Raw genomic sequence first — 21,172 nt, 5'->3', positions numbered from 1 at the left:
AGAAGTCCGCCAAGTCCATCAAAGAGCGGCGCGCAGACAAGCACGCCAAAGCCGTGACCAAAGCAGCAACTGCGGAATCGCAGTACGACAAAAGGCCTGAGCGGCAGTAACTTTCACACCCTCGCTGCGAGGAGTCGCTTGACTTCCAGCAATTCGGACTCGAGTTCGACGACCGCATGCGCGACGACGCTGGTGGCCAGTGCCGCACGGGCTTCTAGGCCCCGAGGGCCCGGGGTGGCGCCATCGTCGATGTCACTGAGTCGCTTCAGCATCCTTCTGGAGACGGAGGCATGCTCTTCGATGTCGTCGATACCGAAGTCGGTAAAAGCCTTGAAAATCCGATCATCATCACTGGTCAACGTTCTGGCCTTTCAGTTACAGCGAGAGCATCAATCCAGTTGTGGTCAAATGCTTTTGCACAAATGACAATGTGGGCCGGCAGGAAATCCCACCAGCCCACATCGACGGTTCTGAGTCTGTTAGATCGCGCTCACTCGGACGGCCTGCGGGCCCTTGTTGCCCTGCTCGACCTCGAACTCGACGCGCTGGTTCTCGTCCAGCGACCGGTATCCGTTACCGCCGATCTCCGAATAGTGGACGAACACGTCTGCCGCGCCGCCATCGGGGGCGATGAAACCGAAGCCCTTTTCGCCGTTAAACCATTTCACAGTTCCCTGTGCCATACTTTTCAACTTCTCTCATTTTCAACGGATGTCGACAGACATCCGATCTCAGCGTAACACCGCATCGGCCAATCAGCCGCATCGCCCATCGCGCGATCACGAAAGTTACTCCGGTAAAACGACTTCGAATTCATTGCGAGGCAGCACCCGGCCACCTGACCAATTCCGCCTTCGCGACACCGATCACGACCTGAGCCGTCGCGAAGAGGTCAGCATCCCCGGAGCCGCTCCAGGTGGGCAGACCCGCCACCATACGCATGACGATGGCGCCCAGGGCCTGCGATGTCATGCTTGGAATGACAAGCAGTTTCGCGCTCGCTACCTGTCCGACAACCACCATGAGGCGAGGCCGCCGATGCGGACCGTTCGTCCGGTTCAGTCGCACCCCGGTCGCGACCGAGCCTAGTTCGTACTGGCCGTCGGACGGAGACCAATTGATGCGTATATCAACGATCTCGCCGAGCTTGTTATGCAGTCCCCCAACGAGATCCGGAAGTTCGGCGGCGATCATTGACGAGTGTGGCCACCAGGAGCCATCGATCTCACCGCCGAGGTCTTCGGCCAGGGAGAGCCGGATGGGCTTGGCGACCCGGCGCGGCGTCAAGATGCCGTTCACGGTGACAGCGAGTCGATCGGCATCGCAGTAGTCGAGGGCAGATCAGGTGAAGCCATACGTAACGTCCTCAAGCGGTACGAGAAGCCTCGTACGGTGTCTGAACGATGGATATCGCCAGGGGCTCCTCGTGCAATCACGTGGGAAGCCCTCGAAGGGACAGACTGCGGACGTGAACCGGCCTGACCCGACACTACACTGTCAGGCCCCTACGCCGCTGGGCTTCGGGTAAGCACCAGTTCCCACGCCGAAACTGAAGATATGCACGCAGCGTTCGAGTGGACGCGTGCACAACTTCAGTTTCGGCGCGAAGCCAGGGCGCTACGCGGCGGCGACCGGTTCCCCCGACGCCACGGCACCGACAGCGGCCAGCGTCGGGAGCGAAACGCTCATCTCCTCCACCGAGATCGCGCCCCACGAGTAGAAGTTCAGGAAGTTGATGGCCGACGCGACGACCTGAACCGTCACCGACTGACCCGGCGCCAACGTGTGAGCGACCAGTTCCATCGGGACCGTGACCGTGTGGGTCCCGCCGTCGAGCGTCACCGGCACCGGGATGACGTGATTGCCCAGCACCAAACCTGTCTTGTCGTCGACGATCTGGGCGTACACGTGCTTGGCGGTGCCGTTGCCCGAATACGTCAGGGTGAGCTCCGGGGCGCCGACGATGTGCGTCGTCTCCGTGACGTCCGGAACGCGCAGGCTCACGGCGTTGACCGCCCCGGTCGCCGACGGCAGGCCCAGAATGATCGGCACCAGGCCGCGCGTCACGATGAGCGGGTTCGGTCCGGAACCGCCCAGGAACGGGATGATCGGAATCGTGCGACGCGTATTGCGTTGCGCGACAATCGGTGTGCCCAGGTTAGGCACCGGGTAGGTCTCCGACGAGAACCAGTCCCCGTTCTGGTCGACCCATTCGAACTGGTCGCCGGTGTCGACGTCCTCATCCTTGACGTAGCGGTCCAGCCAGTTCAGCGTGCGGCCGATGATCTGCTCACCGTCGTTGAAGTCGCTCAGGCAGGCGCCGTGTCCGCCGCAGTACCACATGACCTTCGTGATGGTCCCAGCATCGATGAGCGCCTTGGCATTTGCGTCGGCCTGCCCCAGCGTGAACAGCGTGTCGACGGTGCCCTGGATCAGCAGCGTGGGTGCCGTGATGTCGGCGAGCTGGTCGGCGTACCCGCGGTCGTCCAAGAGGTCGAGGTCGTCCGGATCGACCTGCCCGGTGAGGATGCCGACGATCGCGGCGGGCAGGATCCGCTCGTTGGGCCGCGACAGCGTCAACACCAGCACGGTGCTCAGCAGGGTTCCCCAGCCGCTGCGCACCGACTCATCGGCGAACAGCACATCGTTGAGCCGGTTCCAGGCGATCGTGGGGACGATCGCATCGACGCGGTGATCGATTGCGGCCGTGGCCAATTGGATGCCGCCGCCGTAGGAGGCACCGGTCATGCCGATCTTCGGGTCGTTCACGTCGTCGAGCGCGACCTCGGGCATCGTCGCGAGAACGCTGATGAGATGCGAAATGTCGCGGCCCTCGTAATCGGGCGACTGCAACTGCATCCGGCCCTCCGAGCGCCACTCGCCGCGCGGATCCCACGTGACGACGTTGTAGCCGTTCTCGCGCAGCGTGCCGATACCGATCACATCGTTGGGCAGGAAACTGTCGCTCGGCAGCTCCAGCGCCGTCGACCCGGGCAGGCCCAGGCCCGGCCCGTTGAGCACCGTCGGCGCCTTCTCCCCCGCCTTCAGACCCTTGGCGGGCATGAAGTTCACGAAGATCCGCGTGCCGTCGAACGAGGTCACCCGGAAGCTGCGCGCCCGCGGCGTTCCCGGAGGCGCGAAATGGTCGATCGGGTAACCGATCACCGGGTGGATGATGTCGCCGACGAGCGGGATCACATGGATCACGCCGACAATCGGCGTCACGACCAGCGGCCCGAGCACCGGGATCTTCTGCAGCCATTCCAGCGGGGGCGTCCACTCCTCGACCTTGACGCCGGTCGGGATCGGGTACTGAGTGGCCTTCGCCTCGGCCAGGCTGGTCGACACCTGCTCGCCCACCGATGTCGGGGACTCGTTGGTCGCCTCCCGCCCCGCGGACAGGATCGACGTGAACAGCGATGCGAGCGCGGGCAGGACGGGGTCTCCGGTGTCGTCGGCCGGAATCTCGGGGACCGCGGCGGCGATCTCCTTCGTGACGACCTCGACCGGGTCGATCTCCTCCTCTACGGCGGGCTCGACTTCGACGACCGTCTCTGGCGGCTCCACGGCGGCGGGTTCTTCGGCGACCGGAGGCGCTTCCGCAGCCGGGGCGTCCTCAGCCTGCTCCTCGACGGCCGGTTCCTCATCGGCGGCCGGCTGTTCCTCGACGTCCGACGATTTCGACGGCTTGACGGCGTCACGCTTCGAGCGGGGCCGGGTCGGCTCGGCCTCGGTTTCTTCGGCCGGCTCGGCCTCGTCAGAGCCGTCTTCAGCGGAGTCTCCGGCGGCTTCTTCGGCCTTCGATTCGGTGTCCGGCTTGGACGCGTCGGCTTTCGGCGATGCGGCGGGCTCCGAGGACGCCGACGTGGTCGCTTTGGTCTTCGCTTCCGAGCCACCCGCGTCATCGGCGGACGCGGTGCCCGCACCTACGAATACCGCAGCGCCGATTCCCAGCGCGATTGCCAACCCACCGACCCGACCCACGTATGTCCCCGCACCCATGAGCTAAATGTTTACCCTGCGTAAACATCACGGGGGAAGGGGGTAGGCACTTTTGTTACTGATGAGTCAGTTCCGGAGGAAACGGCCAACGGAATCCGTGAGCAAATCACGATATCGCGACGGATTCCGAGGTGAGGCCCCAGTCCTGGACTGACATCAGTCGGTCCGGACAAACGACAGTGGGCTGGCAGGGAATCCCTACCAGCCCACGTAAGTCGTTGAGTTTCTTAGATCTTGGTGACCCGCACGGCCTGCGGGCCCTTCTGGCCCTGCTCGACCTCGAACTCGACGCGCTGGTTCTCCTCCAGCGACCGGTATCCGCTCCCTCCGATTTCGGAGTAATGAACGAACACATCCTTCGAGCCGTCATCGGGAGCGATAAAGCCGAAGCCCTTTTCGCCGTTGAACCACTTCACAGTTCCCTGCGCCATACTTTTCTTCTCTCATTTCATCGCAGATGTCAGTCGGACATCCAGCAGACAGGCTAGCACGGACAGATGCCCAGGCCAGAGCATAGATTGACGTCGCTGATATCCCGGTGCTCAGGACGGCGAATCGGTGAAACCGGCCCGCTGCGGCAGATCGGAGAAGACCGGGAGCTGAACCTCGTCATCGGTGGCGTCGCGCGGCGAAATCGGTTGCGGCACTGAGCGATGCGAGAACAGATCAGAAGATTCCATGGGTTACATCCCTTGGGGTGGTGTGAGGCGGACTCCGCACATTGATCGGCGGATGCCTCTGCGAAACTCGATCGATTTCGACCCTACACCCAGTCCTCAGGTCAAGCCGCGCACCGGGCACGAGGGCGATTCGTCCGCCACAGGCAGTACCGCGGCGCGTTTGGCCCTGACCCGGATCCGGGCGCCGCGGTGCGGCACGAAGATGACGTGCTTGAGCCGTCGCCGCTCGCCCCGCGCCGTCGTCGTCTCCAATTCCACGCGGCGCAGGACCTCACGCAACACCACACGGAACTCGACCATCGCGAATGTCGCTCCCAGACAACGCCGATTGCCGCCGCCGAACGGCAGATACGACGACGGGCTCAGCGTTGCGCCGATCATCCGGTCCGGGTCGAACGTGTCCGCCTCCGGGTACACCCGCGAATCGGCGTGGACCAGCACCATGCCGGGGATCACCATCACCTCGGCGGGCAAGCGGTGCCCGCCGATTTCGACGGGCTCCTTCACGACGCGGCCGACGTCGAACACCACCGGACGGATCCGCAGCGTCTCCTTGGCGACGGCATCGAGGTAGTCGTCCCTTCCTTCGCGCGCGGCCTGCACCGCCCTGGCCAGGAGCTCCGGATGTCGCGTCAGCCGCTCCAGCGCCCAGGACAGGCCCGTCGCGGTGGTGTCGTGCCCGGCGATCAGCAGCGTCATCAGCTGGTCGCGCAGTTCCCTGTCCGTCATGTCCCCGGCGCGGACCAGCATCGACAGCGCATCGGCGCGGTGGTCGAGGTCCGGATCGGCGCGGCGGTCGGCGATCTCCTCGTACAGCAGCCGGTCGGCCTCGGCGATGGCGTCCCTCATCGATCGCCACGGCCGCAACCGCAAGAGTTTCGGGTCGGCGAGCGCGATGGTTTCCCACGGCCCGACCGTGAGGACGCGCGGCATCACCTCCCGCAATGCCGCCAACCGGGCGGGGTCGCTCGCGCCGATCACCGTGCGCAGAATGATCTCCAGCGTGATCTCCGCCATCTTCGGTGCCGCGGCGAAGGTCCGCCCCACCGGCCAGCCGTCGATGTTGTCGGCGGCCACCTGCGCCATCACCGCCGCCTGCCCGGCGACGGCGTCACGCGCGAACGGGGCGAGCATGACGCGGCGGCGGTCGCGATGCAGCTCGTCGTCGACGACGAGCACCGACGTCTCCCCAAGCAGGCCCTGCAGCATCGAATTCGCTTCTCCGGCATGAAAGATGCGTGGGTCGCCGGCGAAGACCGTCTTGATGTCGGCGGGGTCGGTGACGTAGACGGCCGTCCCCATGCCCGCCACGTGCAGCGTGAACGTCGACCCGTACCGGCGCTGACACGCCGCGATGAAGCGCGGACCGCACTTGAGCATCAGCATCGCCTGCAACCCGGCGGGCAGCCGCGGCCCCGGCGGCAATGACGTCACTGACACCGTCGTCATCGCCCCAGCGTACGACCCGTTGTCGAGATCACACCAGGTTCTGAGCGTACTTCGCGACCGACGGGGCACAAGAGTGGACATGTCGCGTTTTCTGTTCACTCTGGGCTCCGCCAGCTTCCGCCGTCGGTGGCTTGTCCTCGGCACGTGGCTTGCCGTGCTGGCCGGGGTCGCCATCGCTTTCGTCGGGTTTCGCGGCGAGCCCAGCGACAACTTCACGATCCCCGGCACGGAATCGCAGCGTGCCGTCGAACAGCTGCAACAGAAGCTTCCCGACTACAGCGGGGCGCAGACGCAGATCACGTTCGCTGCGCCCGAGAACCTCGCCATCACCGATCCGCGATTCGCGACGCCGATCGACGAGGCTGTCGCGAAGCTCAACACACTGCCCGACATCGCCACCGCCGCCGGGCCGAACCAGACCAGGCAGATTTCGCAGGACGGGCGCGTCGCACTCGGCACGGTGCAGTGGAAAGCGCCGATCGGCGAAGTCAGCGACGGCGCGCTGACCGAACTCGAGAACGCGATGAAACCGGCTCAGGACGCCGGTGTCCAGGTGGAGTACTCCGGTGCCGTCTTCCCCGGCTACAAGGTCGCCGTCCCGCACCTGCCCGAGATCATCGGCATCGGCGCGGCGTTCCTGATCCTGCTCATCACGTTCGGCGCGGTCGTCGCCGCTGGACTGCCGATCCTCACCGCCGCCATCGGCGTCGGCATCGGCGCGCTCGGCATCTTCGTCGTCGCCGCGTTCGTCGACATGCCCACGGCCTCACTTTCCCTGGCGTTGATGCTCGGACTGTCGTGCGGTATCGACTACGCCCTGTTCATCCTCAACCGCTACCGCAACAACCTGCTCCTTCTGATGCCGCGTCAGGATGCTGCGGGTCTCGCCGTCGGAACTGCCGGTGGCGCAGTCGTTTTCGCGGCGCTGACGGTGATCATCGCGCTGTGCGGTCTGGCCGTGGTGGGCATTCCATTCCTGACGTACATGGGTATCGCCGCCGCGGTGTCGGTACTCATCGCGATGCTGATCGCGTTGACGCTGCTGCCCGCGCTGTTCGGGTTCGCCGGCGGCAAGGTCGCCGCGTTCATCGAACCGCCGCTGCAACCCGGCCGGCCCAAGGAGGTCGCCCAGGTCGCCGCCTATACCCCGCAACGCACAATGGGTGCGGCGTGGGCCCGGTTCGTCGTCCGCTTCCGCAAACCGTTGCTCGTCGGCGGATCGGCACTCCTCATCGTCATCGGATTACCAACGCTGGGAATGCATCTCGGCCTGCCCAGTGGCTCGTCGCAACCTGAGTCGAACACGTCGCGCCAGTCCTACGACCTGACGTCCGAGCACCTCGGTGCCGGCTTCAACGGACCGCTGCTCGTCGTGGCCGACCTGTCCCAGTCGACCGACCCGAACGCCGCGCAGACCATCGCTTCCAACATCGGCCGCGAAGACGGTGTCCTGGCCGCCACCCCGGCAGGCGGGGATCAGCGCACGGCAGTCATCCAGGTCATCCCCGAGACCGGCCCGAACGACACGGCGACGGCCGACCTCGTCACCAAGATCCGCGCCGACCGCGACGCGATCGTGGCCGACACCGGGGCGACGTTCCTCGTCGGCGGTAACACGGCGTCCAACATCGACACGTCCGACAAACTCGCCACCGCGTTGCCGATCTTCCTGGCAGTGGTCGTCGGCTTGGCGTTCATCCTGCTGACCATCGCCTTCCGCGCGGCGCTGGTGCCGATCACCTCGATCGTCGGATTCCTACTGTCGGTGTTCGCCGCAATGGGTGTCCAGGTCGCGATCTTCCAATGGGGTTGGGGCGCAGACCTTCTCGGGGTGACACCGGGTGAGACGATCAGCTTCCTGCCGATCATCGCGCTCGCGATCATCTTCGGATTGTCCAGCGACTACGAGGTATTCGTCGTGTCGCGGATCAAAGAGGAGTTGTCGCACACCGACGACGCACTGGTTGCGGTCCGTAATGGCGTGGGCCTGTCGGCGCGCGTGGTGACCGCGGCGGCGCTGATCATGTTCGGTGTCTTCATCGCATTCCTCGCCGCCGGTGATCCGATCATCAAGTCGGTCGGCCTGACGCTTGCGGTCGGCGTGTTCCTCGACGCGTTCGTCGTGCGGCTGACCTTGATTCCGGCAATCATGGCGATGCTCGGCGACACGATGTGGGCGCGGTCGAAGTGGTTCGACAAGTACGTGCCTGATCTTGACATCGAAGGCACCGCACTGGAATCCGCGCATCGCAGCCCGGTCACAAGTTCCGTTTGAGGTGACTAGTGCGGCGCACACATGGGTAAGCAAAAAGCATGAGTGTTGCAGCGGTGGTGTCGCCCACCTCAGAACAGTTGACAGTGAGGGGGGTGGCGACCGCCGCCAGTGCCGCGCAACTGCGTGACGACTTCAGCATCTGGCTGCGCGATCGCGGAGTCCCTGCCTCTCAAACGAACGAAATCCTGCTGGCGGTGTACGAGGCACTCGCCAACTGTGTGGATCACGCGTATGCCGACCACTCGTCCGTCGGCATGATGGCGGTGCGCGCCGACTTCGAGCCGACCGCACGTTGCCTCAGCGTGTGCGTCACCGACCACGGAACGTGGCGCCAGCCCGGCGCCACTGGCAAAAACGATCGTCGTGGCCGCGGCGTCGCGCTGATGCACGCCATGGCCGACCACTGCACGATCAGTGGCACAGACGACGGAACGACGGTGTGTCTGGACTACCGCTGCCGCTAACCGAGCAGCCGCACGACCATGCGCGGAACTACCTGGTCGCGCCGTTGAGCAACGGCTTGTCGATCATGCCGCGCTCGACGCCCCACATCGTGGCGATGGCCCGGTACTCGCCGGTCTCCATCAGATGTTCCAGCGCCAGGCGCAGCGATTCGGACAGACCCGAGTCCTTCGCGACCGGCCAGCCGTAGGGTGCGGAGTCGAACACGTCACCCGCGGGCACGAGATCGCCGCGGCTGAGCTTGATCGCGAAACCCGTGACCGGTGAGTCGGCCGACATCGCGTCCACCTCGCCTTTGATCAGTGCGGTCGTCACCTCGTCCTGGCTCTTGAACACCACCATGTCGATCGCGGGCATCCCGGCAGCCGAGCAGAGATCACTCTTGCCCGGCAGTTCCTCGGTGGCCTGCAGCGTTCCGTCGGCCACACCGACTTTGACGCCGCACGCCGACGCCGGCCCGATCGACGCGCCCGGCCTGCGGGCCCACTGCGTGCCCGCCTCGAAATACGTGACGAAGTCGACGAGCTCTTCGCGCTCTTTGGTGTCGGTCACCGATGACATGCCGATGTTGTAGGTGCCGTCGACGACGGCGGGCAGGATCGTCTCGAAGGACGTGTCCCGGTAGTCGGGAACGAGCCCGAGCACGCGCGACACCGCGTTCATCAGCTCGACGTCGAAGCCCACGAGCTGCCCGTCGGCGTTCTTGAACTCCATCGGCGCGTACGGCACGTTCACGCCGATGACGAGCCGGCCGGTGTCACGGATCTCCGCGGGCACCGTCGCCGCGATCTCGGGTACCGCGCCCGCCGGAAGGCCGGGCCCGTCGTCCCCTTTCCACGGCGCCCACTGCCACAAGCCGACGCCGCCCGCGGCGATGACGAGCGCGGCGACGCCGGCGACGACGAGCGCCTTGCGCGACCCCTTGCGTTCCGTACGGGCCGAGTGACGCGAATGGCTCCCGGTCCGCCGCACCGGCGCGTTGAGCGCACGCTTCGCCGCCTGCGCGAGCTCACCGGCAGATTGGTAGCGCTTGGCAGGCTTCTTCGCCATGCCCTTGGCGACCACCTCGTCGAACGCACCGAGCCGCGGATCGACGTCCGACGGTTTCGGGATCGGCGAGACCATGTGGCCGGCGATCTGCTGTTCGAGGCTGTCGGCGGGATAAGGCCGTGAGCCAGTGAGACATTCATAGAGCACGCACGTGAGCGCGTAGATGTCCGAACGTGCGTCGACCTCGCCGCCCTCGAAGCGCTCCGGCGCCATGTAGGCCAGCGTGCCGAGCGTGCTGCCCGCCGTCGTCAGACCCTTCTCCCCCGCGGTGCGCGCCAGACCGAAGTCGATCAGGTAGACGAAGTCGCGGCCGGTGATGAGGATGTTGGACGGCTTGATGTCGCGGTGGATCAGGCCGAGGCTGTGCGCGGCGTCGAGGCCGTTGGCGACCTGCTCGACAATCGTGACGGCGAATGCGGCGCCGAGCGGCTTCTCGGTTTCCTGCAGCATCGTCCCGAGATTGCGGCCTTCGATGAGGCGCATGTCCAGATAGAGCCGGCCGTCGATCTCGCCGTAGCCGTGGATGGGGACGACGTGCGGATCGTTGATGCCCGCGGCGGCCTGCGATTCGCGCCGGAACCTCGTCTGGAAGATCTCGTCCTGCGCCATGTGGTGAGGGAGAACTTTGAGCGCGACAACACGGTCGGTCTTGGTGTCGTAGGCCTGGTAGACCTCACCCATCCCGCCCTGGCCGATCAGCTTTTGCAGCTGATAGTGCCCGAATGGTGTCGCATTCACCGGTGTTCTCCTCGGCTGCGGCCAATCGGATAGTCGATTGAAGCTACATGATGTTTGCCGGGGCTGCCCGGACGCATGTCAGCCGCCTCACCACCGGTTTGCCCGATTTGGACCTCCCGGCGCAGGGCGACGCCACGGCGTGCTACTGGGGTTCAGCATTCTTACCACGCTGCGCCGACACGGGAGAGGTCATGGGCGAGGCCGAAGGTGTGGTTTCGCTGCCCGACTGGGCGCGCTGCGGTAGGAGAACGGTTACCACGGCGGACGGACCAGCGATTTCGCCGCCGCCAGGCGGGCACGTGTTCAGAGCCGGTGCATCTCCCGTCGCATGGCCGAATTCTCCAGAAACGCATCGCGCGCCGGCGCGTAGGTCCGCCGTCTCTTGAGCTCTGGACGGGCCACCGCCTCGGCAATCGCGGCCTCGACAACTTTGGGTCTTATTCGCAGAAAACCGGTCAGATCCCATCGAGGCCACGGCCAGAAGCCAGGTATGGATGCCATGTCATTACCTTTCTTCGCAGTTCAGAGGCTTGCGCTTCTCTTTCTGGAACGTAACATAAGATTTAGAAGTAACCAATAGATATGTGAGTTCACGTGGGAAACGGGAGTGCGATGAGTAGGCTTGCCGACGTGTCGCGACGGACCTATGGCCAGTTCTGCGGGCTTGCGCACGCGCTCGACGTGGTCGGCGAGCGCTGGACGCTGCTGATCGTGCGGGAGCTGACGTCCGGGCCGAAGCGCTACACCGAGTTGGCGGACGCGCTCGCCGGCATCGGGACCTCGCTGCTCGCCAACCGGATGCGGCAGCTGGAATCCGACGGCATCGTGCAACGACGGCTGGCACTCGACCAGCCCGGCTCGGCCGTCGTCTACGAACTGTCCGACGCCGGAAGGGAACTCGCCAAAGCGGTGATCCCTCTCGCGATGTGGGGCGCCCGCCATCAGATGTCGGAGGCCGACGCCGAACACGAGGCGTTCCGCGCCGAATGGCTGCTGAGCTTTCTCGCCGCCGACGTCCGGCGCGACGGGCCCCATGACCTCGACGCCGTCTACGAGTTCCACATCGACGACAGCTCCGCCTGCTTACGGTTGCTCGACGGCAAGGTGACGGTGACTCCGGGCGCCCCCGCGACGCCCGGCGACGTGACGGTGCGGTCGTCGGCAACCACCGTTGCCGCGATCGTCGGCCACCGGATCACGCTCGACGACGCCGTCGCCGACGGCAGCCTCGCGATGTCCGGCGAACCTGCCGCCGCGGCCGCGCTCGTCGGCGTCATCGAGAAGCGCCTGGCGCGTTAGGCCTCGGCGCCGACTAATGCCATTCAAGCATTAGTGATGTGCGAAATGGTCTTGGACAGGCATGGATATGTTTCCTACCGTTTAAGGCATGACTGCGACGATCCCTGGAACTTTCACCGGAGAGATGCTCATCGCCGGCACACCCGTCCGCGGAACCGGCAAGGAGGTCCGCGCGTTCGACCCGGCCGCCGGAGAATCGCTGGAGCCCGCCTACGCGCACGGCGACGTCACCCATGTCGAGACGGCGTGCGCCGCGGCCGCTAACGCCTTCGGCGTGTACCGCGCCACGACCTCCGAACAGCGCGCCACGTTCCTCGAGTCGATCGCCGCCAACATCGAGGCGATCAAAGACGACCTCATCGCCCGCACCGTCGCCGAGTCCGGTCTGCCGCAGGCCCGGATCACCGGTGAAGTCGGCCGCACCACCGGCCAGCTGCGCCTGTTCGCGTCCGTGCTCCGTGAGGGCAGCTGGAACGGCGCCCGCCTCGACACCCCGCTGCCTGACCGCGCGCCGCTGCCGCGTCCCGACCTACGCCAGCGCTTCATCCCGCTCGGCCCCGTCGCCGTGTTCAGCGCGTCGAACTTCCCCCTCGCGTTCTCCGTCGCCGGCGGCGACACCGCGTCGGCACTCGCCGCGGGCTGCCCCGTCGTCGTCAAGGCGCACGACGCCCACCCCGGCACCTCCGAGCTCGTCGCCCGCGCCATCACCGAGGCCGTCGCATCCTCCGGGCTGCCGAAGGGCACGTTCTCGCTGCTGTTCGGGTCCGGCCAGGAGCTCGGCATCGCGCTCGTCACCGACCCGCGCATCAAGGCCGTCGGCTTCACCGGATCCCGAACCGGGGGAACGGCTCTCGTGGCCGCCGCGGCTGCCCGCCCCGAGCCGATCCCGGTGTACGCCGAGATGAGCTCCATCAACCCGGTGTTCCTCCTCGACGGAGCTCTCGACACCCGCGGCGCCGAACTCGGCAAGGCGTTCGTCGCCTCGCTGACGATGGGTTCGGGCCAGTTTTGCACCAACCCCGGCCTTGTCATCGCTGTCGACAGCCCCGGTCTGACGTCGTTTGTCGCCGCCGCGTCGCAGGCACTCTCGGCTGCCCCGGCCACCCCGATGCTCACGCCGAACATCGCTCGCAGCTACGCCTCGGGCGTCGAATCGCTCTCCGGCGAAGCGGAGTTGGTGGCTCGCGGCGAAGTGGGTGGCAGCGAAACCTGTGGCCAGGCGGCCCTGTTCACCACCGATGCAGCGAGCTTCGTGAAGTCCGAAGCGCTGCAGGCCGAGGTGTTCGGGTCGTCGAGCCTGATCGTGCGCTGCGCCGACGCCGACGAGTTGCGCACCGTCGTGGCGGGCCTGGAAGGCCAGCTGACCGCCACCGTGCACGCCGACGACTCCGATCTGGACGAAGCCGGCAAGCTGCTCCCGCTGCTGGAGCTCAAAGCCGGCCGAATCCTGTTCGGCGGCTGGCCTACCGGCGTCGAGGTGTGCCACGCAATGGTCCACGGCGGACCGTTCCCCGCCACCTCGGACTCACGCACCACGTCCGTCGGATCCCGGGCCATCGAGCGCTACCTACGCCCCGTCTGCTACCAGGACGTTCCGAAGTCGTTGCTGCCCAGCGCCATCGCTGACGGAAACCCCGACAACATCTGGCGCCGCGTCGACGGCGAACTCACCCAAGACTGACGTAGTAACCCACCACCGAAAAGCACTGAAAGGCCTGCAATGCGTCCCAACTTCGACGGCGTCCTGTTCTTCCCCGTCACGCCGATGACCGAGTCCGGTGCCGTCGACCTCGACGCGCTGGCCCGCCACATCGCCAAGGGCGTCGATGCCGGCCCCGGCGGCGTGTTCATCGCCTGTGGCACAGGCGAATTCCACGCCATGGAGGACGGCGAGTTCGGCGACGTCGTGCGTACCGCTGTCGAGGTCGTCGCCGGCCGCGTCCCGGTCTACGCCGGTGCGGGCGGTTCCGTCGCGCAGGCCAAGCGGTTCGCGGTGTCGGCCAAGGAAGCCGGAGCCGACGGCATCCTGCTGCTGCCGCCTTACCTCGTCGAGGTCCCCCAGGCCGGGCTGGTTGATTACGTAGCCGAGGTCGCTTCATCTTCCTCGCTGCCCGTCATCGTCTACAACCGCAACAACGCGAAGTTCACCGAGGCATCCGCGATCGCCGTCGCCAAGATCCCGACAGTCGTCGGATTCAAGGACGGCACAGGCAATTTCGATCAGGTCGCCCGTATCGTCCAGGCTGTCACCACCCAGGTCGACCCCGACTTCCTGTTCTTCAACGGCCTGCCCACCGCCGAGACCACGCAGCTGGCCTACCGCGCCATCGGCGTGCCGCTGTACTCGTCGGCGACGTTCGCCTTCGCCCCCGACCTGGCGCTGGCGTTCTACAACGCGCTGGAGTCCGGCAACAGCGAGCTGACCAACGCACTGCTCAACGCGTTCTTCATCCCGCTCGTGCGCCTGCGCGACACCGTGCCCGGCTACGCGGTCTCACTCGTCAAGGCCGGCGTCACGATGGAAGGCGTGCCCGCAGGACCGGTCCGCCCGCCGCTGGTCATGCCGACCTCCGACGACCTCGCCGAGCTCGCCTCGATCGTCGCCGCCGGCCGCACCGTCCTCGCCGACGCCCTGACACAGGCAGTCTGACCGCATGTCCCAGATCCGCATCACCGGCGCACGCATCACGCCCGTTGCGTTCGTCGATCCCCCGCTGCTGAACACCGTGGGCGTGCACCAGCCCTACGCGCTGCGGGCGATCATCCAGCTCGACACCGATGCGGGTCTGGTGGGCCTCGGCGAGACCTACGCCGACACCCGTCACCTGGCGCGACTGCAGGCCGCGGCCGAGGCCATCACCGGCCTGGACGTGTTCTCGCTCAATCTGATTCGCGCCGCCATCGACACCCGCCTCAAGGGTGACACCGCCGCCGTCGGCACCGCCGGCATGATCACCACCGCCTCGGCCGTCGACCAGGTCCTGTCGCCGTTCGAGGTGGCCTGCCTCGACGTGCAGGGCCAGTCGCTGGGACGGCCGGTCTCGGACCTGCTGGGGGGTAAGGTCCGCGACGCCGTCCCGTTCAGCGCCTACCTGTTCTACAAGTGGGCGGCGCATCCCGGCCAGGAGCCGGACAAGTTTGGAGAAGCGCTGGATCCGGATGGCCTCGTCGCGCAGGCCCGCCGCATCGTCGACGAATACGGTTTCACCGCAATCAAAGTCAAGGGCGGCGTGTTCGCTCCTGAAGAGGAGATGGCCGGTATCGAAGCGCTGGCGCGGGCATTCCCCGGCGTGCCGCTGCGACTCGACCCCAACGCTGCATGGACCCCGCAGACGTCGGTCAAGGTCGCCTCCGGGCTGGCAGGCATCCTCGAATACCTCGAAGACCCGACCCCGGGTCTCGACGGCATGGCCGAGGTTGCGGCCCAGTCCCCGATGCCCCTGGCGACCAACATGTGCGTCGTCGCGTTCGATCAACTCGCCCCGGCCGTCGCCAAGGGATCGGTGAAAGTCGTTCTCTCCGACCATCACTACTGGGGTGGGCTGCAGCGCTCACGCCTACTGGCCGGCATCTGCGACACGTTCGGGCTCGGCCTGTCGATGCACTCCAACTCGCACCTGGGCATCAGCCTGGCCGCGATGGTGCACCTGGCCGGCGCGACGCCGAACCTCACCTACGCGTGTGACACGCACTGGCCGTGGAAGACCGAGGACGTCGTCAAGGACGGCGCACTGACGTTCGTCGACGGTTCTGTGCCCGTCCCGACCGCGCCGGGTCTGGGTGTCGAGATCGACGAGGACGCCCTGGATGCGTTGCACGAGCAGTACGTGCGCTGCGGCATCCGCGACCGCGACGACACCGGCTACATGCAGACCGTCGACCCGTCGTTCGAGCTGGCCAGCCCCCGCTGGTAAATCCGTCCCGGGGCTGACCCGCGCGTCCTACGGTGGACGCATGACTGATCAGCCGGCCGTCGATGCCGCACACCCGCCGGAAGCCATGCTCTCGGTGGTCAACCCCGCGCTGAAGATCCTGCTGAAGACGCCGGTCGGCGGACTCATCGGCGACTTCATGCTCGTCAGCTTCACCGGCCGCAAATCCGGCAAGAAGTACTCCACCCCCGTCAGCGCCCACCAGCTCGACGGCGGTCTCTACGTCGTGCTCGAGGCGCAGTGGAAGTACAACTTCCGCGACGGCGCCGACGCGCAGGTCTCCTTCAAAGGCAAGACGCGCACGATGCGCGGCGACCTGATCACCGATCGTGCTGCGGTGGCGGCGCTCTGCGAGCGGATCGCGACGTCCTACGGCGCGAAGAAGGCGCAGCGCCAGATGGGCATGACGTTCGCCGGCGATCGGCTGCCGACGATCGCCGAATGGGAGGACGCGGCCGACCGGCTGAAGATCGCGGCGATCAAGCTAACGTCACAGGCCTGATGTTCTCACTTGCCCGGCTGTCCTGCTTCGTCGCCGTCGCCGAAGAACTGCACTTCGGTCGTGCGGCAGAGCGGCTCCACATGACGCAGCCGCCGCTGTCCCGCCAGGTGCAGCAGCTGGAGAACGAGCTCGGTGTGCAGCTGATCGACCGCACCACGCGGACCGTCACGCTGACCCCGGCCGGCGCGGCGTTCCTGCCCGACGCGCGGCGCATCCTGCAGCTCGCCGAAGGGGCCGCGCAGACCGTCAAACGCATCCCCGCCGGTGACCTCGGCACCGTCGTCGTCGGCTTCACGGCGGCCTCGGCACACGCCGTGCTGCCCCGGTTGCTCGAACGTGCCAGGGAGCGGCTGCCCGACGTGAAGCTGGACCTGCGCGAGATGGTGACCGCCGCCCAGATCGAAGGCCTGATGACGGGTGAACTGGATCTGGGGATGGCCCGTCCTCCGCTGAAGCGGCCTGGCCTGGTGTCGCGGCCGCTGCTGCACGAGCAGTTGGTGGCGGCGCTGCCGGCCGGGCATCCGCTGGCCGACATGTCGCGGCAGCTGACGCTCACCGACCTCGACGGCCAGGACGTCATCATGTACTCGCCCGTGCAGGCGCGGTATTTCAACGAGTTGCTGATCTCGACGTTCACGATCGCGGGGGCGACGCCGCGCTACGTGCAATACGTGACGCAGGTGCACACCATGCTGGTGCTCGTCCGGTCGGGCATCGGGATCGCGCTGGTGCCCGCGTCCGCGGCGACGCTGCACCCCGAAGGCGTCGTGTTCCGCACGATCGGCGCGTTCCGCGAGCGGCCCGTCGAGCTCGATGCGGTGTGGCGTGGCGATTCGACGAACCCGGCGCTGGTAAGGGTTTTGAAAGATGTCCTGCCGCAACAGGAGTGGACGACCGACGATCTGGTCGAAGGCGTCAGCTAGCTTTCACGCCGAGACGGAAGCTACGCAGGCCCCTACTCGAACTTTCGCTGCTGGAATTCCGTTTCGCGGGAGCGGGTCACGGCATCGGCGAACGAGATACCTGACCACCCGCGCGAGACCATCGCCCGATGTAACCGGGCGATGACGTCGTCGCGCCGGTCTTCTCTGACAACGCAGAGCACTTCCCAGCCTCTACGCCGAAGAATGCGCATGACATCCCGGTCCTTCAGATATTGGGCGCGGTTGCTCTGGTGCTGATCGCCGTCGTACTCGACCGCGACTTTCAGTTCCTCCCAGCCGAAGTCGACAACCCGAACCGGGTAGCCGTCCTCGTCGAAGATCGGGATCTGCGTGGCAGGTGACGGGAAGCCGCAGTGCACGACCAGCATCCGCCAGTACGTCTCCATCGGAGACTGGGCGCCACCGTCGACGAACGGTAACGCCGCTTTGACACGGGCGACGCCGCGTGCGCCGCGGTAGCGCTTGGTCAACATCATCACGTCCTCGGTCGAGTACGGGCTCACGCGCATCAACGCATCCAGCCGCACCACCGCGTCGAGGCGGCGCCGAAACCTGCCAAGGTCGAATGCCGTGCGCGCCGCGTTGGCCACTGGGACGCCTGACATCAGATCCCACTCGTCGGATGCGATCCGTTCGTTGCGCGCGACGATCCCTCGCGGCGGGTGGGTGTTCTCGAAGATCAATTCCACGTCCGCGTCGTCGGGGATCCATGCCGCACCGTGGAGCCTCGCGGCCGCCAGACCCGTCACGATGCCCGTTCGCCCCGACCACAGCCACGCACCGACCGCCAGGTCCCGCAGCGTCACGACCTGACCCTTCGGAACGTGGACATTCGGAAACACGGGCCGGCACCAGCGCGCCAGTTCATGCCGGGTGACGACGCCGGCAGCGACCGCCTCGGTCCCCAAGAAGATCTCCCCCATGACGGCATCTTGGTGAGCCGCACCGACACCTCTCGCCCAGACGGAAACTACGCAGGCCCCTACTCGAACTTCCGCTGCTGGAATTCCGTTTCGGCGGGGGCGGGGACGGCTAGGGCAGGTGCAGTTCCCTGAGCTGTCGGCGGGAGGTGATGCCGAGCTTCCGGAAGATGTTTCGCAGGTGCGCTTCGATCGTGCGCGGGCTCAGGAAGAGCTGTTCACCGACCTCGCGCGACGTTGCCCCGGTCGCGACGTATCGCGCGATGGTCAACTCCTGGGCGGTGAGCGCGTCGCTGGGCTGAGACGTCCGTTTGCGTGCACGCTCGCCGGTGGCACGCAGCTCACGGGCGGCGCGGGCAGCGAACAGCTCTGCGCCCATCTCGGACAGGAGCGAGTGGGCGGTGCGGAGTTGTTCGCGTGCGTCGCTGCGGCGGCCATCGCGGCGCAGCCACTCACCGAAGACGAGATGGGCGCGGGCAAGGAACGCGCGCATCCGGCAGTTCTGAAGCCTCTTTACCGCTTCGCGGTAGAGCTCTTCTGCGTCCGCTCCACTGCTGGTCAACGCTCGCGAGTGCGCGGCAACACCAAGCGCCCACTCGGTACCGCTGGCCCGGGCTCGTGCGTCAAGCTCCTCCATTGCGCGACAAGCGGATTCCGAATCACCGGCGCGGGAGGCAGCCTCGACCAGCTCGTACAGCGCCAGCCCCCTGATCCCCGGCTCGTATGAATCACTGGCAAAGGAAGCGACACTCTGCGCCGCCGGATAATTGCCGCGACTGTTGTGCAATACCGCCATTGCCACCATGGACACCGTGGCTTCGATGCCCCGTGATTCCCCCCCGCGGACAGCGCCGTCGAAATCTATTCCGCGCCAGGCATTCAGGTACGTGTGCGCGTAGCTCAACGGCTTCGCGCCCGACACTTCCGATATCGCCGCGGCTTCGTCCGCGAACTCGGCGGCGCGGGAGAGTTCGCCGGTGTAGATCCGCGCGAACGCCGCTACGGTCAGCGCTGTGGGTAGCGCGGCGAGGGCTCCGGCTTCACGCGCCTGCCGGACGTTGCGGTCGGCCAGGTCGATGGTCAGTTCGTCCTCGAACAGAGCAATCGCGGTCCGTGCGCCCAACGACAGCCAGTTGCCGGCCTCGCCGGCCCGGACCCTCTCGACCGGGAATGGGTATTCACGCAACGTCTCCAGAGCCCGTCTCAAAAGTGGTGCGCCGGAATCGAATCCATCGGTGTGTACGGCGACCAACCCGCCGAGCAGCAGATCGGAGGGGCTCGGCGTCCCAGTCGGCGCTCGAGCGGCACGGACCGCTTCGGCAAGCTCCGACAAACCGGGTCCGGCGCCCGAACCCCCGGTGATCGTCGCCCCGTCGAAGGCCTGCAGGTAGGTCAGACGAGCCAGGGCCGGATCCAGCGGCGCCAACATCTGGGCGGCGCCCAGCAGCATCCGCGGCACATCGCTGCCCTGCGTCAGATGAAAGGCGATCTGGGCGCGAAGCAATTCCCGCCGGGCGCGTTGCAGTCCGTCCAGCAACCCGGCGTCGACACCCTCGAGCAGCGCCAGCGCGGCTTCGGGCGCGCCGGCGCAGTGTTCGGCGTTGGCGGCATCCAGTGCGCGTCTCGCGCGATGGGCCGGGTCGGGCGTCAGGTCGGTCGCACGCCGGAGAAACGCTGCGGCGGCGCAGAATCCGCCGCGGGCCAATGCTCGGTCGGCCGAACGCTCCAGATCAGCGGCGGCTTCTTCGTCGGTCCCCAGTACCGACTGCGCACGATGCCACGCGCGGCGATCCGGATCGCGCGGGTCGGTGGCCGCGGAGAGGGCGCAGTGGGCCCTACGGTGCTCCGGTGCCGAGGCGGCACGGTAAACCGCGGACCGCACCAGCGGATGACGGAACCGGACGCGAGTGTCGATCTCCAGCAGACCTGCGGTTTCCGCGGGTGCGGCGGCCTCGCGGTCGATCCCCAGGTGATCAGCCGCGCGCCACAGCAGCTCCGCATCGCCGGTCGGCTCGGACGCTGCCACCAGCAACAGCTGACGCGTTTCGGCAGGGAGGCTGTTCGAGCGCCGCCGATAATTGTCCTCGATTCGGCGCGGCACGCTCACAGCGTCGGGCAGCCCGAAGCCACCAGCCAACTGCACACTGCTGGGAAGTTCCAACAGCGCCAACGGGTTACCGCGCGCCTCGGCGACGATACGGTCGCGGACCCCGTCATCGAGCGGAGCGCACACCGCAGTCTTCAGCAGCGCCCGGGCGTCGGCGTCCCCCAGCCCGTCCACGCGCAACTCGGGCAACCCGGCCAGCGGGTCGGCGCCTTCGCAGGGGTCGCGTACCGCGAAGATCAGCGCCAGCCGTTCGGCCCCCAACCGCCGTGCGACGAACGCAAGCACCTGAGCAGATGCCTGATCCAGCCATTGCGCGTCGTCGACCAGGCACAGCATCGGCCCCTCCTCGGAGAGGAGGTTGAGGACAGCCAGCCCGACCAGGAATCGATCCGGCGCGGCGCCGGCCTGGCGACCCAACGCGACGTCGAGTGCGGTGCGTTGCGGGTCCGGCAGCGTCTCGGAGCGGTCGAGAAACGACGCGCACAGCTGGTGCAGGCCGGCGAACGCGAACTGTGTCTCAGCTTCGACCCCGACCGAAGACTCCACCCGGATACTCAGCGCGAGAGCGGATTCGCCCGCGTACGCAAGCAGCGCCGATTTGCCGATCCCCGCTTCCCCGCGCACCACGAGCACCCCGCTGCGCCCTGCAGCTGCCTCGGTCAGAAGTCGGTCGACTGCACCGCGTTCTGCACGTCGACCCAGCAGGACATCCGGCGCGGGAGAACAAAGCTCGACGGACACGATCCGCTTCCTTCCGAAGTGGCTGCCGCCTTGCGGCTACCACGACAGTAGGAGACAGTCCCCAACCCGTC

General features: G+C 66.7%; 19 protein-coding genes. 8 read left to right on the top strand and 11 right to left on the bottom strand.

Annotated features, from left to right (window positions below; translation table 11 throughout):
- Positions 1 to 113 precede the first annotated feature (113 nt).
- From P9A17_RS03520 to P9A17_RS03490, 7 genes are all read right to left on the bottom strand, one after another.
- A complete protein-coding gene (locus P9A17_RS03520) occupies positions 114 to 359 on the bottom strand; it encodes a hypothetical protein (protein WP_278037219.1) in 246 nt (81 codons plus the stop codon).
- Between the two features lie 120 nt (positions 360 to 479).
- Positions 480 to 683, bottom strand: a complete 204-nt coding sequence (locus P9A17_RS03515) for a cold-shock protein (RefSeq protein WP_278037218.1) — start codon at positions 681 to 683, stop codon at positions 480 to 482.
- A gap of 130 nt (positions 684 to 813) precedes the next feature.
- Positions 814 to 1,299, bottom strand: coding sequence for a DUF5994 family protein (locus P9A17_RS03510; protein WP_278037217.1), 486 nt, complete (start codon positions 1,297 to 1,299; stop codon positions 814 to 816).
- A 318-nt stretch (positions 1,300 to 1,617) separates the two neighbouring features.
- Positions 1,618 to 4,002, bottom strand: coding sequence for a CocE/NonD family hydrolase (locus tag P9A17_RS03505; RefSeq protein WP_278037216.1), 2,385 nt, complete (start codon positions 4,000 to 4,002; stop codon positions 1,618 to 1,620).
- Positions 4,003 to 4,229: 227 nt separating this feature from the next.
- Entirely contained in the window at positions 4,230 to 4,433 is a 204-nt protein-coding gene (locus P9A17_RS03500; protein ID WP_024447725.1) for a cold-shock protein, read from the bottom strand.
- A gap of 111 nt (positions 4,434 to 4,544) precedes the next feature.
- Positions 4,545 to 4,682 carry a hypothetical protein gene (locus P9A17_RS03495; protein WP_278037215.1) on the bottom strand — a complete coding sequence of 46 codons (138 nt, stop codon included), beginning with the start codon at positions 4,680 to 4,682 and terminating at the stop codon, positions 4,545 to 4,547.
- 96 nt (positions 4,683 to 4,778) lie between these two features.
- Entirely contained in the window at positions 4,779 to 6,131 is a 1,353-nt protein-coding gene (locus P9A17_RS03490; RefSeq protein WP_278037214.1) for a cytochrome P450, read from the bottom strand.
- A 79-nt stretch (positions 6,132 to 6,210) separates the two neighbouring features.
- Here P9A17_RS03490 and P9A17_RS03485 point away from each other — a divergent pair, with 79 nt between their 5' ends.
- Positions 6,211 to 8,406, top strand: coding sequence for an MMPL family transporter (locus tag P9A17_RS03485; RefSeq protein WP_278037213.1), 2,196 nt, complete (start codon positions 6,211 to 6,213; stop codon positions 8,404 to 8,406).
- Between the two features lie 38 nt (positions 8,407 to 8,444).
- Positions 8,445 to 8,870 carry an ATP-binding protein gene (locus P9A17_RS03480; protein ID WP_278037212.1) on the top strand — a complete coding sequence of 142 codons (426 nt, stop codon included), beginning with the start codon at positions 8,445 to 8,447 and terminating at the stop codon, positions 8,868 to 8,870.
- Between the two features lie 28 nt (positions 8,871 to 8,898).
- On the opposite strand, the gene P9A17_RS03475 is transcribed toward P9A17_RS03480, so the two are convergent.
- Positions 8,899 to 10,656, bottom strand: coding sequence for a bifunctional serine/threonine-protein kinase/transporter substrate-binding domain-containing protein (locus P9A17_RS03475; protein WP_278037211.1), 1,758 nt, complete (start codon positions 10,654 to 10,656; stop codon positions 8,899 to 8,901).
- Between the two features lie 303 nt (positions 10,657 to 10,959).
- Positions 10,960 to 11,157, bottom strand: a complete 198-nt coding sequence (locus P9A17_RS03470) for a hypothetical protein (RefSeq protein WP_278037210.1) — start codon at positions 11,155 to 11,157, stop codon at positions 10,960 to 10,962.
- A gap of 111 nt (positions 11,158 to 11,268) precedes the next feature.
- Here P9A17_RS03470 and P9A17_RS03465 point away from each other — a divergent pair, with 111 nt between their 5' ends.
- The 6 genes from P9A17_RS03465 to P9A17_RS03440 all read left to right on the top strand — a co-directional run bounded on the left by P9A17_RS03465 (position 11,269) and on the right by P9A17_RS03440 (position 17,312).
- A complete protein-coding gene (locus P9A17_RS03465; RefSeq protein ID WP_278037209.1) occupies positions 11,269 to 11,955 on the top strand; it encodes a winged helix-turn-helix transcriptional regulator in 687 nt (228 codons plus the stop codon).
- Positions 11,956 to 12,043: 88 nt separating this feature from the next.
- Entirely contained in the window at positions 12,044 to 13,636 is a 1,593-nt protein-coding gene (locus tag P9A17_RS03460; protein ID WP_278037208.1) for an aldehyde dehydrogenase (NADP(+)), read from the top strand.
- Between the two features lie 39 nt (positions 13,637 to 13,675).
- On the top strand, positions 13,676 to 14,605 hold the full coding sequence (locus tag P9A17_RS03455; RefSeq protein WP_278037207.1) for a 5-dehydro-4-deoxyglucarate dehydratase: 930 nt from the start codon (positions 13,676 to 13,678) through the stop codon (positions 14,603 to 14,605).
- Positions 14,606 to 14,609: 4 nt separating this feature from the next.
- Positions 14,610 to 15,869 (top strand): glucarate dehydratase family protein, encoded by a 1,260-nt coding sequence (locus P9A17_RS03450; protein ID WP_278037206.1) that lies wholly within the window; start codon positions 14,610 to 14,612, stop codon positions 15,867 to 15,869.
- A 40-nt stretch (positions 15,870 to 15,909) separates the two neighbouring features.
- Positions 15,910 to 16,389 (top strand): hypothetical protein, encoded by a 480-nt coding sequence (locus tag P9A17_RS03445; protein ID WP_278037205.1) that lies wholly within the window; start codon positions 15,910 to 15,912, stop codon positions 16,387 to 16,389.
- Positions 16,389 to 17,312, top strand: coding sequence for a LysR substrate-binding domain-containing protein (locus P9A17_RS03440; protein ID WP_278037204.1), 924 nt, complete (start codon positions 16,389 to 16,391; stop codon positions 17,310 to 17,312). The genes P9A17_RS03445 and P9A17_RS03440 overlap by 1 nt, the downstream gene beginning before the upstream one ends.
- 32 nt (positions 17,313 to 17,344) lie before the next feature.
- Here the strand turns inward: P9A17_RS03440 and P9A17_RS03435 are convergent, their stop codons facing one another.
- Together P9A17_RS03435 and P9A17_RS03430 are read right to left on the bottom strand one after the other, a co-directional pair.
- Complete coding sequence (locus P9A17_RS03435) at positions 17,345 to 18,256, bottom strand: DUF559 domain-containing protein (protein ID WP_278037203.1); 912 nt, start codon at positions 18,254 to 18,256, stop codon at positions 17,345 to 17,347.
- 109 nt (positions 18,257 to 18,365) lie between these two features.
- Positions 18,366 to 21,101, bottom strand: coding sequence for an AAA family ATPase (locus P9A17_RS03430; protein WP_278037202.1), 2,736 nt, complete (start codon positions 21,099 to 21,101; stop codon positions 18,366 to 18,368).
- Between the last annotated feature and the right edge of the window lie 71 nt (positions 21,102 to 21,172).

The sequence above is a fragment of the Mycobacterium sp. 236(2023) genome (genome assembly GCF_029623955.1).
GTDB lineage: Bacteria > Actinomycetota > Actinomycetes > Mycobacteriales > Mycobacteriaceae > Mycobacterium.
This window is presented reverse-complemented; position numbering and strand designations above follow the sequence as displayed.